Annotated in this window: 16 protein-coding genes; 7 read left to right on the plus strand and 9 right to left on the minus strand. The window is 62.5% G+C overall.

Annotated features, from left to right (window positions below; all coding sequences use genetic code 11):
* The first annotated feature begins 154 nt into the window (after window positions 1-154).
* The gene (locus C793_RS0111370) at window positions 155-1,354 is read left to right on the plus strand and encodes a DcaP family trimeric outer membrane transporter (RefSeq protein ID WP_017431069.1); all 1,200 of its coding nucleotides are present in this window, start codon (window positions 155-157) and stop codon (window positions 1,352-1,354) included.
* Between the two features lie 169 nt (window positions 1,355-1,523).
* Here the strand turns inward: C793_RS0111370 and C793_RS0111375 are convergent, their stop codons facing one another.
* From C793_RS0111375 to C793_RS0111390, 4 genes are all read right to left on the minus strand, one after another.
* Window positions 1,524-1,742 carry a hypothetical protein gene (locus tag C793_RS0111375; RefSeq protein ID WP_017431070.1) on the minus strand — a complete coding sequence of 73 codons (219 nt, stop codon included), beginning with the start codon at window positions 1,740-1,742 and terminating at the stop codon, window positions 1,524-1,526.
* A gap of 64 nt (window positions 1,743-1,806) precedes the next feature.
* A complete protein-coding gene (locus C793_RS0111380) occupies window positions 1,807-2,022 on the minus strand; it encodes a DUF1653 domain-containing protein (RefSeq protein ID WP_017431071.1) in 216 nt (71 codons plus the stop codon).
* Window positions 2,019-2,909, minus strand: coding sequence for a tRNA cyclic N6-threonylcarbamoyladenosine(37) synthase TcdA (tcdA, locus tag C793_RS0111385; protein WP_017431072.1), 891 nt, complete (start codon window positions 2,907-2,909; stop codon window positions 2,019-2,021). The genes C793_RS0111380 and tcdA overlap by 4 nt, the downstream gene beginning before the upstream one ends.
* Window positions 2,910-3,083: 174 nt before the next feature.
* Window positions 3,084-4,163 carry an alpha/beta hydrolase gene (locus C793_RS0111390; protein ID WP_156805049.1) on the minus strand — a complete coding sequence of 360 codons (1,080 nt, stop codon included), beginning with the start codon at window positions 4,161-4,163 and terminating at the stop codon, window positions 3,084-3,086.
* Window positions 4,164-4,383: 220 nt separating this feature from the next.
* On the opposite strand from C793_RS0111390, the gene sodC reads away from it, so the two are divergent.
* Window positions 4,384-4,944 (plus strand): superoxide dismutase family protein, encoded by a 561-nt coding sequence (sodC, locus tag C793_RS0111395; protein WP_017431074.1) that lies wholly within the window; start codon window positions 4,384-4,386, stop codon window positions 4,942-4,944.
* A gap of 77 nt (window positions 4,945-5,021) precedes the next feature.
* On the opposite strand, the gene bfr is transcribed toward sodC, so the two are convergent.
* The 5 genes from bfr to lptF all read right to left on the minus strand — a co-directional run bounded on the left by bfr (window position 5,022) and on the right by lptF (window position 8,890).
* Entirely contained in the window at window positions 5,022-5,507 is a 486-nt protein-coding gene (bfr, locus tag C793_RS0111400; protein WP_017431075.1) for a bacterioferritin, read from the minus strand.
* Window positions 5,508-5,832: 325 nt separating this feature from the next.
* Window positions 5,833-6,039, minus strand: a complete 207-nt coding sequence (locus C793_RS0111405) for a (2Fe-2S)-binding protein (RefSeq protein WP_017431076.1) — start codon at window positions 6,037-6,039, stop codon at window positions 5,833-5,835.
* A 71-nt stretch (window positions 6,040-6,110) separates the two neighbouring features.
* Complete coding sequence (locus C793_RS0111410) at window positions 6,111-6,683, minus strand: RDD family protein (protein WP_017431077.1); 573 nt, start codon at window positions 6,681-6,683, stop codon at window positions 6,111-6,113.
* 69 nt (window positions 6,684-6,752) lie between these two features.
* On the minus strand, window positions 6,753-7,817 hold the full coding sequence (gene lptG / locus C793_RS0111415; protein ID WP_017431078.1) for an LPS export ABC transporter permease LptG: 1,065 nt from the start codon (window positions 7,815-7,817) through the stop codon (window positions 6,753-6,755).
* Window positions 7,817-8,890 carry an LPS export ABC transporter permease LptF gene (lptF, locus tag C793_RS0111420; protein ID WP_017431079.1) on the minus strand — a complete coding sequence of 358 codons (1,074 nt, stop codon included), beginning with the start codon at window positions 8,888-8,890 and terminating at the stop codon, window positions 7,817-7,819. The genes lptG and lptF overlap by 1 nt, the downstream gene beginning before the upstream one ends.
* A 200-nt stretch (window positions 8,891-9,090) precedes the next feature.
* Between lptF and C793_RS0111425 the strand changes: the two genes are divergently transcribed.
* The 5 genes from C793_RS0111425 to C793_RS0111445 all read left to right on the plus strand — a co-directional run bounded on the left by C793_RS0111425 (window position 9,091) and on the right by C793_RS0111445 (window position 16,650).
* Window positions 9,091-10,611 carry a leucyl aminopeptidase gene (locus C793_RS0111425; RefSeq protein ID WP_026106259.1) on the plus strand — a complete coding sequence of 507 codons (1,521 nt, stop codon included), beginning with the start codon at window positions 9,091-9,093 and terminating at the stop codon, window positions 10,609-10,611.
* A gap of 211 nt (window positions 10,612-10,822) precedes the next feature.
* Complete coding sequence (locus C793_RS0111430; RefSeq protein WP_017431081.1) at window positions 10,823-11,959, plus strand: branched-chain amino acid aminotransferase; 1,137 nt, start codon at window positions 10,823-10,825, stop codon at window positions 11,957-11,959.
* Window positions 11,960-11,997: 38 nt separating this feature from the next.
* The gene (locus C793_RS0111435; protein ID WP_017431082.1) at window positions 11,998-12,441 is read left to right on the plus strand and encodes a DNA polymerase III subunit chi; all 444 of its coding nucleotides are present in this window, start codon (window positions 11,998-12,000) and stop codon (window positions 12,439-12,441) included.
* Window positions 12,442-12,464: 23 nt separating this feature from the next.
* Window positions 12,465-13,643, plus strand: coding sequence for an MFS transporter (locus C793_RS0111440; protein WP_017431083.1), 1,179 nt, complete (start codon window positions 12,465-12,467; stop codon window positions 13,641-13,643).
* Window positions 13,644-13,749: 106 nt separating this feature from the next.
* A complete protein-coding gene (locus C793_RS0111445) occupies window positions 13,750-16,650 on the plus strand; it encodes a valine--tRNA ligase (protein WP_017431084.1) in 2,901 nt (966 codons plus the stop codon).
* Window positions 16,651-16,773 lie beyond the last annotated feature (123 nt).

Raw genomic sequence — 16,773 nt, forward strand, 5'->3', positions numbered from 1 at the left:
CAAAGCTGTTTATAAAGCCAGATTCATAAAAACGAGACGAACGTAGCAATCATGCCGCTCTTTGAAACCCATACGCTTTTGGGTTAGATTGTGCACGTCGCAACCCATAAAAATATAATAAAAAAATCATAAACACCGAAAGGGAACAGCAAAAATGCAAGCAAAAAACACTCTCAGGCTGGCCATTCAGGCAGCCGCCGCTACGACTGCACTGGGCGTCGCCACTCAGGCAAGCGCCGTCGACCTGAACATCAGCGAAGATGTTGACGCCAGCCTTTACGGCTACGCGCAAATGAACATGAGCTACGACTTCGACGGTGACAACGCTGCTACAACTCGCGCCGGCTCTTTCAGCACGCTTGACGAAGATGATGATGACGGTCACTTCGGCGCCGACGTTTACCAGAGCCGCCTGGGCGTCAAGGTCGACCACGCTTCCGGCGTATCCGTTACCGTGGAAGGCGATTTCCGTGGTGGTGAAGGTGGGGATTTCCGCATGCGCCACGCCTTCGGTGAATACAAGGGCTTCCTCGCCGGCCGTACCTGGTCCAACTACAACAGCTTCGTCGGCGCTACCCCGACGCTGGACTTTGACACCCTAGCGGGCACACCGGGTCTGCAGGACCGTACCGAGCAGCTGCGCTATACAACCGGCCCGGTGTCATTCTCGGTTGAGGACTCCGTTCGTGGTCCCAACATTGCCGATGGATCAGGTCCTGATCTCGACACACGCAAGTCGGCGCCGGTACTCACCGCACGCATTGAAGACTCTGCCGGCTCGATCTCCTACTCCGCAGCGGGTCTCGTTAAACGTATTAGTGCCGACGGTAGAGCCCAAAGCGCAAGCCTCAATCCCGACGGCACTACCAGCACAACCCCGGGTAGCGATGTTGATGACAACGCCATGGGCTACGGTGTTTTCGGCGCCATGACGATCGACCTGACCGACATGCTCGCCGTTCACGGCGTGGTGAACTACACCGACGGTGCCAACAGTTACCTTTATCGCTCCGGCAACAACTTCTATGGCACCAGTGCCTATGTAGATGGCGGTGACATTGAAACCATCCAAGGTTACGGCGGTTCGCTGGGTACCAGCCTGGATCTGGGCAACGGCAACAGCATCAACCTCGGTTACGGCATCACCAAGCTGGACCTGGACGATGCGGTTGACGACGGCGCCATGACCAACGCTGCAGCCGAAAAGAACCAGAACGTCATGCTCAACTACCAGATGACGCCGGTTGACAACGTCATGGTTGGCGTTGAGTACGGCTACTTCAAGCAGGAAACCAAGGGTGGCGACTCTACCGATGCCAATCGTCTGATCTTCGCTACTCGCTACAGCTTCTAATAGACCGGCTTCCGATAAAACGATAGTCTGTCTTGCAGAACGCTCGAATGCCTCGCCCTGTGCGGGGCATTTTTTTGTACTCGACGTTCTATTATTCCCCGATATTCAGCCGTTGGCTGACAAGCGGGCGACTGCCCTGCCCCCTTGCCCTTCAATCAGCCCCATTCCATCAACACCCTCCAATTAACACCTTGTTCCCATACGCATCTCGCCATACGCGCTCTTCCCGCGCATGCACCTCGATGTGGGCCGCTTCCTGTACCGCCCCAGCATTGGCGCTTGTGTTTTCATCGGCATGGCTTTCGCCGGCAAAAAAGCGCAGAAATACCATGATGATCAGCGACAGCACGATATAGAAGGTCAGTCGCTTCCTGAAGCTGATGTGCATAGACCTGTTCCTGTCTGAGGGAATTGAAAGAAGGTTGAAAGACGATAGCCGCACTCTGCCCGCCTCAAAAAGCCTTTTCCAGAGCAAAACGTGGCTGTCTCTCGCCGTCCTTTTCCACCGTTTCGTTGAACATGGCCAGTGGTCGCACCCAGAGGCCGTACTCGCCGTACAGAGCGCGGTAGACGACCAGCCTTTCTTCGGTTTCGCTATGCTGGGCGCTGCCCATCACTTCGTACAGCGGGCCTTTATAGTGGCGGTAAATACCGGGAACAGGCGTCATGTTGAATTCTCCGAAGTCGCTTTAAAGGCGGCACTCATAGCCGGTTTCTCATCCCGGTTGCGGGTCGATTTAGCCAATTTGGCCAGCGCTTGCGACGCAGCGACAAACCCAAAGGTGCCGGTTAGAAACGTCGCCGCACCAAAGCCGCTTTCGCAGTCCAGCCGAGTAGATTCGCCGTCATCGGGCTTTTGCCGACAGACTTCACCATCAGCACCCGGATACACCATCTGCTCGTCGGAATACACGCAGGGCACCGAGAAGCGCCGTTTGGGATTGCGCGAAAAGCCGAAATCCCGGCGCAGCCGCGCACGAACGCTGGCCAGCAGCGGGTCCTGATGCGTGCGCGTGAGGTCGGCTACCTGGATGCGCGTGGGGTCGGTCTGCCCGCCCGCCGCGCCGGTGACGGTGATGGGTAGCTTGCGTCGCTTGCAGTAGGCAATCAGCGCCGCCTTGGCCACCACGCTATCGATGGCGTCGACCACGTGGTCGGCGTCCGCCGGTATACGCTCGGCCAGGTTGGTTGGCGTGGCAAAGGCCACATCGGCTACCACATCAATATCGGGCGCAATCAGCCGGCAGCGCTCGGCCAGCACCTCCACCTTGGGGCGGCCCACAGTCCCGTCCAGAGCGTGGAGCTGGCGATTGACGTTGGAAAGACAGACATCGTCCAGATCAATCAGCGTCAGCCTGCCAATTCCCGAGCGGGCCAGCGCTTCCACCGCCCAGCTACCGACACCGCCGACGCCGACCACCACCACATGGGCCTGGCGAAAGGCCTCCGCCGCCCGGCCGCCGTACAGCCGACGAATGCCGTCAAAACGCAGGCGGTCGTTATCGAGCTGCGGATTGTGATCGGCAACGGATGGAGCGGTATCAGGGTCGGTCATCAGGCATCCCGGTGGCTATCGTGGCGCTGCGGTCCGGAAGGCATCATACCGGGGCACGCAGGCACTGTGGTGGGTGGTGGATCGTGAATGATGGATCGTGGGTGGAGCGTCGTTTCAGACTTTTCCCGGCGGCGGCTCGGCGGCTGGGCTTCTCTCGAGTCACCCCGGGCGAGGTTAACGCGGCTCGGCGTTACCCTCGCCCTCGTCTTCGTCAAGCGCGTTGATGAAGGCAGCCACTTCGGTAAACGCTTCTTCGGCTTCCGGCAGCAACGGGGTGAACATTTGCCAGACGTGTACCATACCCGGCCATAGCTGTAGCGTCACCGGTGACCCGGCGGCGCGGGTTTTGGCCGCATAACGGCAGGCGTTATCGCGGAGCATCTCGGTACTGCTGGCCTGAATCAGCACGGGCGGCAAACCGGCAAGATTACCGCGCAGCGGCGACAGGGTCGGATTGGCCGGAGAAACCCGGAAAACCAGCAGCACCATCCACCAGACCAGCGGCCGTGGCAGCCGCGCCAGCCGGCCGAACATGGGGCCCAGCATGGCATCCGTGGCAATGTTGGCCCGGTTGCTGGGGGCTGTCAGGGTCAGGTCAGTGGAAGGCGCAAACGCCACGGCGCCGTCCGCCTGGCGCAGCCCGCTGTCGCGCAGCCAGGCCAGCAGCGCCAGCGTATGGCCGCCGCCGGCGGAGTCCCCCGCCACCAGCATGAATGCCGCCGGCGCGGCCTCGTCAGGGCCATGAGCCAACAACCAGCGGTACGCCTCTCGGCAGTCGTCGACGCCGTCCATAAAGCGGTGCTCGGGCATCAGTCGGTAATCCACGGCAAAGACCGCGGCGCGGGCCAGATGAGACAGGCGATCAGTGATAGCGCGGTGGCTGCGGGGGCTGCCGGCGGTCCAGCCACCGCCGTGAATATACAGCACACGCCGACGCGTATCCGCTCCCGGGGCGATCACCCACTCCCCTTGAGGCTCCTGAACGATGCGACATGCCGAAGCCAACTCCAGGCCGTCGCTGAGGCTATCCATATACCGGCGCAAGGCCCTGAGCCGCGCCTTGCCATGGTGCCCATCGGTAACCTCGGATACCTGATCAATCAGCGCCAATACCCTGCTGTTCTCCTCGCTGGGTGCCCGGTGGTGTACCAGTGGGGTCGGCGAATCCAGGCCCGACAGGTCTTCCAGGCGCGACAGGCGCCATAGCGGCAGAACCACCCCGATTCCTGCCAGCACAACGAACAAAACGGCCATAATGGCGAGCCACCACACAGGGCATCTCCTGTTTCCTGTTTCGGACAGTACACAATTCAACAACGCGCAACAGCCACGCAGCCCTGGGGCATTATCAACACCGCCACACTCCTTCGCGGCATTGGGTTTGCCGTTGCAGTTTTGCTAGCCTGTTAATCGGCGTTTCCGCCGGAGCGACCCGCTTTCCGGGTCAGCTCCTCTCTCGCAAGGAGGTATCATCATGCGTCACACTCTATCCCTTACGGCTCCTACTGGTCCCCTCGCGACTTTTACCGGCGTTGCCGCATCGCTGCTGCTGGCCACATCGGCCCATGCCGCCGATACGCTTGAGGTTGATGTCCACAGCGTCAGTGCCGACGGCGTCGGCGACTCGCTGGGCACCGTGACTCTGGAGCAGACCGATAACGGCCTGCTGCTGACGCCGTCTCTCGAGGGTCTCGAAGCCGGCATCCACGGTTTCCACGTTCACCAGAATGCCAGCTGCGACGCCCGGGAAAACGACGACGGTGACATGACGCCGGGGCTTGCTGCCGGCGGCCACTACGACCCCGAATCTGCCGAGACGCACCAGGGCCCCTATGCCGAAGGCCACCTGGGCGACCTGCCTGCGCTGGCTGTCAATCAGGAAGGCCAGGCCAACCTGCCGACGCTGGCACCGCGCCTAAGCCTTGACGACATGGACGGGCGCAGCCTGATGATTCACGCCGGCGGCGACAACTATTCCGACGAACCGCACCTGGGCGGCGGCGGAACCCGCGTTGCCTGCGGCGTTGTTGAATAAAACGGCATACCAATCGCCTACAGCAAAACGGGCAGGCCTGGCGGCCTGCCCGTTTTGTATGGGGTAACCGGGCGTGTTTACGCTTCGTCGCCGGCCATTTGCATCTGGCGCTGCATGTAGTTCTGCAGGCCAACCTGCTCGATGAGCCCCAGCTCGGTTTCAATGTGATCGATGTGGCCTTCTTCATCAGCCAGCAGATCGCGGAGCATGTCGCGGGTGACGTAATCCTTGACGCTTTCCGCATAGGTAATGGCGGTAATATAGTCCTTGCGGCCGTCATGCTCGATTTTCAGGTCGCATTCGAGCATTTCCTTGACGTTCTCGCCGATATGCAGCTTACCCAGATCCTGCAGGTTGGGAATACCTTCGAGAAACAGGATGCGCTCGATCAGCTTGTCGGCGTGCTGCATTTCCTCGATGGATTCGTCATATTCCCACTTGCCCAGCGCCTTGAGGCCCCAGTCCTGGTACATCTTGGCGTGCAGGAAGTACTGGTTGATGGCCACCAGCTCGTTACCCAGCGCGATATTGAGGTGTTCAATAACTTTCGGATCGCCTTTCATGACGGTATCTCCTGCTCTCATGATGGACATTGCCCGCAGCAATGCCGGGATAGCACTTTATTTTACCGGTCAGCGTTTCAGGATATAGCGCCGCCGGCTATTCTCGCCAACAGCACCACCGGCAACGGCCATGTGTCCACGCTACGCTGTGCCGGTAATGGCGTCTTGCGGCAGGCTACATGAAAACCGTGCCCCGACGTAAATCACGCAAATGGGGCACGGGCACGCTCGCCCGCTGCGGTTACCCGAAAGTATAGGGGATAAGCACGAAAACTCAACTAAATCATAAAGTTGCTAAAGGCAACAAAAACAAGAGAGATTCGCGTCACACAGCGTAGGCCAGCCCGGCGGCAACTTCAGCGCGCGCCTCGCTCACCGCGTCGCGGGTTACCGCCTTGGCCGTGCAGGCGCACTTGCCGCACTGGGTAGAGCAACCCGTTGCCTCGCGGACCTCATGAAAGCTGCGGGCGCCGTCTGCCACTTCACGGCGAATCCGGTGGTCGGTTATTCCTTTGCACATACAGACGTACATGGCAACACCTCGCTTGATACACGAGGTTAATGTAAATGATTCCCATAAATAATTGCAAGTGGTAACGGCCTTTATTTTCGTCCAGCCGCTTGTCGTCCCTGTTTATCCTTTTTGTTCCCTTTATCCTCTTTACCCTCGCCACCCTCGCCACCCTCGCCGCCTTCGGTAGACTTTGTCTTTTTGGGCAGCACAACCGTCCGCGTGCCGGATGCCATGTCCGGCCAGCTGCGCTTTTCCGGGTCGAATATCACCCACCAGTAGCCCAGCCCGAAGGCAGCCAGCGACACCCACGCCGCCATACAGCGAATCAGGCTTTGCGTCAGGCTGATGGACGTGCCCTGCGGCGTTTGCACCCGCAGCCGCCACACCTGCATGCCCAGCGTCATGCCCGCCCGGCGCCAGCAGTAGGCAAAAAACGCCGCCGCCGAACACACCAGCAGCAGCCGCAGCGAGGCCACCGCCAACCTGCCGGTGCCAATGCTTTCTGCGTCGTGGCCCAGCACAAAGCGCATGAACAGCAAATGCGCCACGGCAATCAGTAGCCAGATCGCCAGCACCAGAAAGCCGTCGTACAGCATGGCCGCCAGACGCCGTGGAAGGGTGGCGGGGGTAACGCTATCCAGCTGGGTAAAGTGTCGTTGCATCGTGGTCTCGATTGAAAAAGGATTAAGGGAGCGGGGGGCACCGAATTCGAGCGTCAGGGCCGGCGCGGGTCAGCCATTACGCCGCAGCAACAACAGCCCCACCGCGGCACAGGCCATAATGGGCACCAGCACCGCCCAGACGGGGGAAAAACCGAAAATGGTCGAGGCCGGCGCCAGCAGATCCTGGGTGTACTTGAACAGCAGCCCGGTCACCACGCCGTAGAAAATCCGCGTTCCCGCGGCAACGGTGCGCATCGGGCCAAACACAAAGGAGGCGGCAATCAGCACCAGCGAGCCCATGGTCAGCGGCAGCAGCATCTTTTGCCAGAAATACAGCAGCGGCTGCTCAGCGTTCTGCCCTCGAGAGTGCAAAAACTTCGCGTAGGCATACAGCTCGCTGGGGGACTGACTGTCGATATCCCGCAGCAGCCGTTCCAGCTGTGACGGCGTCATGGCAGTCTGCCAGGGCTCGGTCGCCTGATGCGAGGTTTGGGTATGGTCCGGGTAAAAGCGCGTCGTGGAGACATCCTCCAGCTGCCAGTCACCGTCCTGCCAGCGCGCCCGGCGGGCAAACGACGCCTCAACCAGCTGGCGGCCGTCAAAACGATAGCGCAGCAGGTTGAGCACCACATCGTCGGCGCGAATGGCTCCGAAGCGATACACCCGGTCGCCTTCACGCTGCCAGGCGCTATAGCTGGTCAGCAGGGCGCCCTCTCCCATGCGCTGCTCCAGCTGCCAGGCCTCGGCAAACTGCTCGGTACGTGGGCTGACAAACTCGGCCACCACCAGCACGACGGCCACTACCAACAGCACGGGCTTCATCACGCCCCAGATAATCCGCGCCAGCGAGCGGCCGGATGCGCGCATCACCGTCAACTCGTTGCTCGAGGCCATGCTGCCCAGCCCGACCAGCGCGCCGATCAGCACCGCCACTGGGGCGTATTGATAAAACCGCCAGGGTAGCCGCATGCCCAGATACAGCAGCACGTCCAGACTGCTGTAGGCGCCCTCGACGTCGTCCAGGTCGTCGATATAGCCAATGATCAGATCAAGGCCCAGCAACACCACCTGCACCACCACAATGGAGGCCAGCACGTTGCGCGCGATATAGCGGTCGAGTCGATCCATCAGCATCAGCGCATCCCCTTGCGTTGCGAGTGCCACAAAAGCCCCAGCCCCAGCGCAATGAACGCCGCGTGAACCGGCCAGACGCCCACCAGCGGCAGAGAACCGCTGCCCACGGCATCCACCCCGGCCAGTAGCAGGCTCAGGTAGGTCACATACAGAAATATCGCCGGCAGCAGTTTGGCAAAGCGCCCCTGACGCGGATTGACCCGGGATAGCGGCTGCGCCATGAGCCCCAGCACAAACACCATCAGCGGCAGGCCCATGCGCCACTGCCACTGGGCGCGGGCTTCGGGATCAGCGCTTTGCCACAGCGCTGCCGTGGTCTGATATTCCGCGTCGTCCGGCGCGTTCTGAACCCGGCTCCTTCCCAGCCGGATAGTGTAACGATCGAACCCCAGATGCTCGGCCTTGTGCTCGCCCGGCGTCACACCAAAGCGGTCGCCGTCTTCCAGCACCAGAAAGCGACTCGCGGTCTTGTCACGAATTTCCTGATGCCCCTGTTTGGCCCGGGTCACATAGTTGGGGATATCGTCACTGCGGTTGCCCAACTCATGGACAAAGACGTTCTGCATTTGCGTGCCATCGTCCGAGTAGCCGCTGATGTAGGCCGTGCGCCCCTGGCCAAAGTCCTGAAAGCGCCCCGGCGCCAATACCGACGTATCCAGCCGGCTTTGCTGCTCCTGGATGATATCCTCGGTTTCCATGCTGCCCCAGGGCGTCAGCCAGATACTGCAGATGCCCACCAGCACCGCTACCACAAGAGAAGGCAGCAGAGTTATCTGTAACAGCCGCACGGGGCTCATGCCGCAGGCCACCATCACGGTGATTTCGCTGTTCATGTAGAGCTGGCCGTAGGCGAGCAGGATGCCGAGAAAAAACGCCAGCGGCAGCACCAGCTCCATGAATCCCGGCATGTGGAACAGCATCAGGCTGCCCAGCACGGTGAGGGGAAACTCGCCTTCCGCGACGTCGGCAAAGTAACGGATAAAACGCCCGCCCATGATCACCAGCAGCAAAATGCCGGCCACCGCCGACATGGTGAGCAGCACCTCGCGAGTCAGATAGCGAAATAAAATCAATGCGGTCTCCGGCCAGTCCTGCGTGTTGCCATGCAATGCGCCTTCTGCTTGAGTACACTCAAAACAGGTACTTTTGAAACAGGTACTCTGTAAGCAAGTGCTCTGAAAACAAGTACTGCTAAAATAAGTGCTTTGAAAAACGGTACACTGAAAACGCTATTATCCTGATTCACCCAATGCTTGTCTTGTTTGGAGACGCCATGCAATTTGCCGTTCAGACTGCCAACCCCGCCAAAGCCGAAACCGACTGCGTTGTTGTCCCCGTGTTCCGGGATGGCGACCTGCTGCCCGCGGCAGGCAAGCTGGATGACGCCAGCGAACGGCTGATTGGCCAGCTTATCGAGCGCGGCGACTTTGACGCCCACCTGGCCAACGTACTGATGGTGCCCTTCGCTCCCGGCCTCTGCGCCGCCCGGCTGATGCTGGTGGGTCTGGGCGAACGCGCAGAGTGCCGCGAAGCCGGCTTCCTCAAGGCACTGGACGCCGCCAGCGAAGCACTGATGAAGCTGCCCGCCGATGACGCCGTTATCACCTTTGCCGACGTTCCGCTGCCGGGCCGAGGCAGCGACTGGAAAGCGCGCAAGGTGCTCGAGGCCATTACCCGCGCCGGCTACCGGTTTGAGCGCTTCATGTCCTCCCCCGCTCCCGCACCCAGGCTCCAGAAGCTCACGTTGACCGCGGCCGACAATGACGACGCCCGCCGTGTCGACGCCGGCGCACGCGAAGGCCTGGCCCTGGGCGAAGGCATCAACTACACCCGCACGCTGGCCAACCTGCCCGGCAACGTCTGCACGCCGCGCTATCTGGCTGCCGAGGCCGAGGCGCTGGCCGACGAATCCGGCGGCATGCTGACCGCCGAGATCCTCGACGAAGACGCCCTGACAACGCTGGGCGCCGGCTCCCTGCTCTCGGTAGGGCGCGGCAGCGTCGAGCCCACTCGGCTGATCGTGATGCACTACCGCGGCGCCGACAACCCGGATGAGGCGCCCCACGTCCTCGTGGGCAAGGGCATCACCTTTGACTCCGGCGGTATATCGCTCAAGCCCGGCGCCGGCATGGACGAAATGAAGTTCGACATGGGCGGTGCAGCCAGCGTATTCGGTACGGCCAAAGCGATCCTGGGCCTGCGCCCCGAAATGAACCTGGTCTTCATCGTCGCCGCGGCGGAAAACATGCCCGGCAGCGCGGCCACCAAACCCGGCGACATCGTCACCACGCTCAAGGGTCTGACCGTCGAAGTGCTCAATACCGACGCCGAAGGCCGCCTGGCGCTGTGCGACGCCCTGACCTACGCCGAGCGGTTTGAGCCGGCCAGCGTCGTGGATATTGCCACCCTCACCGGCGCGGCGATCATCGGCCTGGGCCATCATGCCAGCGGGCTGCTGGCCAACGACGACGGCGTCGCCAGGGCAATGCTTGACGCCGGCGAGACCGCCCAGGACCGCGCCTGGCAGCTGCCGCTGTGGGACGAATATCAGCAGCAGCTGGATTCCAACTTCGCCGACCTGGCCAACATCGGCGGCAAGCCGGCCGGCACCATCACCGCCGGCTGCTTTCTCTCGCGCTTTACCGAGGCCTACCCCTGGGCACACCTGGATATCGCCGGCACCGCCTGGCACTCCGGCGACAACAAGGGTGCTACCGGCCGCCCGGTGGGGCTTTTGACCCAGTATCTGCTGGACCGGCAAAACGAGGCTGACGCAGCGCCCGACGAGCGCTAGGATGGAAAGTCAGGATTCCCCGGCGGGCTCGACGCCGAACGCTTTACGCGGCGGCTCGCCGGGATGACCCATTACCATTCGCTGTTTTAAAGACCTATCTCAAGGATCTGTCTCAAAGACCTGTCTCAAGGACCTATCTCAAAGACATGTTTCAAAGGTCCATCAGGATCCCATTTTATACCAGCGTCCGCGCTGGACTTTAGCGGAGACCATGCTCGTGCCTTCAGATGACCACTTTTCGGACTCGCATTCCGCCGACGCCTTTCATCTTCAGCCGTCCAGCCAGCCCACGGCCGACAGCGCCCGCGACGCTATTTTGCAGGCGCCCGGCTTCGGTCAGCATTTCAGCGACCACATGGCGCATATCCGCTGGACGCTCGACGACGGCTGGCACGCCCACGGCGTACGCCCCTACGGGCCGCTGAGCCTGGACCCGGCCGCCGCCGTGCTGCACTACGCCCAGGAAATTTTCGAGGGCATCAAGGCCTACCGCCACGCCGACGGCTCGGTCTGGACCTTCCGCCCCGAGAAAAACGCCGAGCGCTTTCGCCGCAGCGCCCGCCGTCTGGCGCTGCCGGAGCTTTCCGACGAGGATTTCATTGGCGCCCTGAAAGCGCTGCTTGCCCAGGATCACGCCTGGGTGCCCACGCCGGCGGACGCCAACGACGAGTGCAGCCTCTACCTGCGGCCGTTCATGATCGCCTCGGAATCCTTTCTGGGCGTACGGCCGTCCCACGAAGTCGACTTCTACGTTATCGCTTCGCCCGCGGCGGCCTACTTCAAGGGCGGCGTGGAGCCGGTGTCGATCTGGCTGTCCAGCCACTACAAGCGCGCGGCGCCCGGCGGTACCGGCTTTGCCAAGTGCGGGGGCAACTACGCCGCCTCGCTGGCGGCGCAGAAGGAAGCCTCGGCGCAGGGCTGCAGCCAGGTGGCGTTTCTCGACGCGGCGGAAAACCACTGGATCGAAGAGCTGGGCGGCATGAACCTGTTCTTTGTGTTCAGCGACGGCCGGCTGGTCACCCCGCGCCTCACCGAGACGATTCTCGACGGCGTTACCCGGAACTCCGTGCTGACGCTTGCCGAGGACGAAGGCCTGACACCCGAAGAGCGCCCGGTCAGCCTGGACGAATGGCGCGCGGGTGCCGAGTCCGGGGACATCACCGAGGTCTTTGCCTGCGGTACGGCGGCGGTGATTACCCCGGTCAGCGAGCTGGTCACCGAAGACGAGCGCATTCGTCTGAGTGCCGGCGGCGACAACGCCGTGGCCACCAAGCTGCGCACCCGGCTGCTGGACCTGCAGTACGGCCGTCGGGAAGACACCCGCGGCTGGCTGACCCGGCTGGTTTAAGCGTCCGCCGGCAACACGGCCAGTAAAACGGAGCCCTCATGGCGCGCATCGATTTCTACATTCTGCCGGACACCACCCTGGAAGCGCGCCTGATGTTTGCCTGCAAGCTGGCCGATACCATCTGGCGCAAGGGCTATCGGCTGCACCTGCACTGCGAAGACCGAACGCTTGCCGAGCAGGCCGATGCGGCGCTCTGGGATTTCCGCCCGGAGGCGTATCTCCCCCATGCGCTGGACGACAGCGACATGGCAGCGGAAGTGCCGGTCACCCTGGGGTGCGGCGCGCTGCCTGCCCTGCGCGGTCAAACGGCGCTGTTGAACCTGCACCCCGATATCCCCGACGGCGTCGAGCGCTTTGCGCGCGTCGCCGAAATCATCAACCAGCACCAGGACGTGCTCATGGCCAAACGCGCCTGCTGGCAGCGCTACAAGGCACTGGGGCATGACGTTGTTCCCCACAAGCTCGGCCGGGCCGCCGACTGACGCTACGACCACGGGGCCGCTTCATGCTGCAACTGGCACGCTTCCCGCTCGTTACCATTGTTATTGCCCAGCTCTTCGGCACCTCGCTGTGGTTCAGCGTCAATGGCGTGGGTCAGGCGCTGCAGCAGGCCGTGGGGCTCAATGAAAGCGATCTGGGGCTTTTGACCATCGCCGTTCAAGCGGGTTTTATCAGCGGCACCCTGGTTATCGCCACCACCGGGCTGGCCGATCGGATTCGCGCCAGCCGCCTCTTCGCCGCCGCGGCGCTGGCCGGCGCGCTGGTCAACGGCGCCTTTATTCTCACCGCCCATCACCTGGCTTTCGGCGCGGCGCTGCGCTTTTTGACCGGGCTGTGCCTGGCGGGTATTTATCCGCTGGGCATGAAGCTGGTGGTCAGCTGGACGCCCCACCAGGCGGGCGCCGCGCTGGGCTGGCTGGTGGGCATGCTGACGCTGGGCACCGCCTCGCCGCACCTGCTGCGCGGACTGACGCTGGACCTGCCGTGGCAGTGGCCGCTGCTGCTGTCTTCACTGCTGGCGGTTATCGCCGCCGCGCTGATATTCACCCTGGGAACGGGGCCACATCTGCCGCGAAAGCCGCCCTCGGGGCCGCCCTGGGCCGCCGCCAACGCTTTCCGGCAGCGTGATTTTCGCGCCGCGGCGCTGGGCTATTTCGGCCATTCCTGGGAGCTTTACGGCTTCTGGGCGCTGGTGCCGCTGCTGGTGACCCGGGAGCTGGGCCGCCTGAACGGCTCACTCGACGACGTCGCCTGGCTCAGCTTTGGGGTGATTGCCCTGGGCACCCCCGGGTGCATTCTCGCCGGTCGCGCCAGCCGGCGCTTCGGCAGCGCGGCGGTAGCCCGAGTGGCGCTGGCCATTTCCGGGTCGCTCTGCCTGGTCTACCCCTTGCTCAGCGCCGCCCCGCCGCCGCTGCTGCTGGCGCTACTCGGCGTCTGGGGCCTGAGCGTCATCGCCGACTCGGCGCAGTTTTCCGCGCTGGCGTCGCAAAGCGCGCCGCCGGACCGTCTCGGGGCCGCCCTCGCCGGCATGAACGCCATCGGCTTTGCCCTGACTATTCCCGCTATCGCGCTGGTAACCACGCAGTGGGCCGATCACGGCCCGGCGGTGCTCTGGTGGCTGCTGCCCGGCCCGGTTTTCGGGCTTGTCGCCATGCGCGGCAGCGGCCGACGCAGCCAGGCCTGACGCACGCCCGCCTCAGGGGTTATACTCGTCCCCATTTTGCGCTTTCTGCCCAACGACATGAATGCGGTGCCCGCTTCGGCGCGGCATCCTTGCTGTGAGTGATTCCATGGAAAAGACCTACCAACCCGAAAGCATCGAAGCCCGCTGGTACCAGCGCTGGGAAGCCGACAACCGCTTTGCGCCCTCCGGCAGCGGCGCGCCGTTTTCCATGATGATCCCGCCGCCCAATATCACCGGCAGCCTGCACATGGGCCATGCGTTTCAGGACACCATCATGGACACCCTGACTCGCTACAAGCGCATGCAGGGCAACAACACCCTATGGCAGATCGGCACCGACCACGCGGGTATCGCGACGCAAATGCTGGTGGAGCGCAAGCTCGCCGCCGAGGAGGGCAAAACCCGCCACGACCTCGGTCGCGACGCTTTCATGGACAAGGTGTGGGAATGGAAGGAAGAGTCCGGCGACCACATCACCCGCCAGCTGCGCCGCATGGGCGCCAGCGTCGACTGGTCGCGGGAGCGCTTTACCATGGACGACGGCTTCTATAAAGCCGTTCAGGAAGTCTTTGTCCGCCTGCACGAAGACAACCTGATCTACCGCGGCAAGCGACTGGTCAACTGGGACCCGACGCTGCACACCGCGATTTCCGATCTGGAAGTGGAAAACCGCGACCAGCAGGGCAGTTTCTGGCACTTCCGCTATCCGTTGGCCGACGGCGTCAAAACCGACGACGGCCAGGACCATCTGGTGGTCGCTACCACCCGCCCGGAAACCCTGCTGGGCGACACCGGCGTAGCGGTTAACCCGGAAGATCCGCGTTACGCCTCGCTAGTCGGCAAGTTCATCGAGCTGCCGCTGGTAGGCCGGCGCATCCCCATCGTCGCCGACGAGCACGCCGACATGGACAAGGGCTCGGGCTGCGTGAAAATCACCCCGGCCCACGACTTCAACGACTACGAAGTCGGCAAGCGCCAGAACCATCTGCTGATCAACGTCTTCTCCCAGGACGCCACCGTCCTCGAGAACGCCGAGATCTACAACCTCAAGGGCCAGGCTCAGCCCGACGAAGATGCAAGCCTGCCCGCCAAATACGCCCGCCTCGACCGCTTTGAAGCGCGCAAGCTGATCGTCGACGACATGGACGCCGCCGGACTGTTGCAGGAAGTCGAGACGGTCAACAACACCATGCCCTTTGGCGACCGCTCGGGTGACATCATCGAGCCGCTGCTCACCGACCAGTGGTTCGTCGCCGTGGACGAACTCGCCCGCCCGGCGATCAAGGCGGTGGAAGACGGTGATATCGAGTTTGTGCCCAAAAACTACGAGAACATGTACTTCTCGTGGATGCGCGACCTCCAGGACTGGTGCATCTCGCGCCAGCTATGGTGGGGCCACCGCATCCCCGCTTGGTACGACGAGAACGGCAATGTGTATGTCGCCCGCACCGAGGAAGAAGCGCGGGAAAAACACAACATCGCCGCCGACGTGGCGCTGACCCAGGACGACGACGTTCTCGATACCTGGTTCAGCTCGGCGCTGTGGACGTTTGGCACGCTTGGCTGGCCCGAGCAGACCGAAGAGCTTGCCACCTTCCACCCCACCAGCGTGCTGGTCACGGGCTTTGACATCATTTTCTTCTGGGTCGCGCGGATGATCATGATGACGCTCAAGTTCACCGGCGATGTGCCGTTCAAGACGGTTTACGTCCACGGGCTGGTACGCGACGGTCAGGGCAACAAGATGTCCAAGTCCAAGGGCAACGTGCTTGACCCCATCGATCTGATCGACGGCATTAGCCTCGATGACCTGGTGGAAAAGCGCACCGGCAACATGATGCAGCCGCAGAAGGCCAAGGCCATCGCCAAGGCGACCCGCGCCGAGTTCAAGGACGGCATCGAGCCCCACGGCACCGACGCGCTGCGCTTTACTTTTCTTTCCCAGGCGACCACCGGGCGCGACATCAAGTTCGACATGAGCCGGCTCGACGGCTACCGCAACTTCTGCAACAAGCTGTGGAACGCCTCGCGCTACGTGCTGATGAATGCCGATGGCGAAGACTGCGGCCAGGTTTCTCCAGAGCAAGGCGGCGGCGACGTCATCCTGTCGCTGGCCGACCGCTGGATTCTCTCGGCGCTGCAAAAAACTGCGGCCAGCGTCACCCGCTACATCGACGACTACCGCTTCGACCACGCCTCCCAGGCGCTTTACGACTTCGTCTGGAATGAATACTGCGACTGGTACCTGGAGCTATCGAAGCCGGTATTGTGGGAAGAGGCAGAAGGCATGTCGTCGGTCGCGGCAGCCGAGCTTGTAAAACGCAAGCGCGGCACCCGTCAGACGCTGGTCCGCGTGCTCGAAGCCGTGCTGCGCCTGGCCCACCCGATGATGCCCTACATCTCGGAGGAGATCTGGCAGCGCGTGGCGCCGCTTGCCGGCACGCTTTCGGATACCCAGGCAGGCGAAAGCGACTCGATCATGGCCAAAGCCTGGCCCGAGGCCGACGAGCGCCTGATCGACGACAGCGCCAGCCGAAATATCGAATGGCTCAAGGGCGTCATCGTCGCGGTGCGCAACGTCCGCGCCGAGATGAACATCGCCCCGGGCAAGCAGATCGACGTGCTGCTGACCAAGGGCAGCGCCGAGGACGCCGAGCGGCTAGAGCAAAACCGTCCCTTCCTGATGAAGCTGGCCAAGCTGGAAAGCGCGGCCTGGCTGGATAACCCCGGTGACGCACCGCTGTCGGCCACCCAACTGGTGGGCGATATGGAAGTGCTGGTGCCCATGGCCGGGCTGATCGACAAGGACGCCGAGCTTGCCCGGCTGCAAAAGGAAATCGACAAGCACGACAAGCAGATCGGCGCCGTCGAGAAAAAACTCGGCAACGAGAGCTTTACCGCCAAGGCGCCCAAAGCCGTGGTCGACAAGGAACGCGGCAAGCTTGCCGAAGCGCAGTCGGCGCGCGCTCTGCTGGAAGAGCAGCGCCAAAAGATTGCCGCGCTATAGCACCAACGCCGACTTCATGACCCTCACCACGCCCGCCACGCGCGGGCGTTTTGCTGAGCGTTGAAAGCCGGCGGTTCAACCCGGTAGGCTTTTCCGTGTATACTTCGTAAAACTTTTGTACTA

It is taken from the genome of Vreelandella jeotgali Hwa (assembly GCF_000334215.1).
GTDB lineage: Bacteria > Pseudomonadota > Gammaproteobacteria > Pseudomonadales > Halomonadaceae > Vreelandella > Vreelandella jeotgali.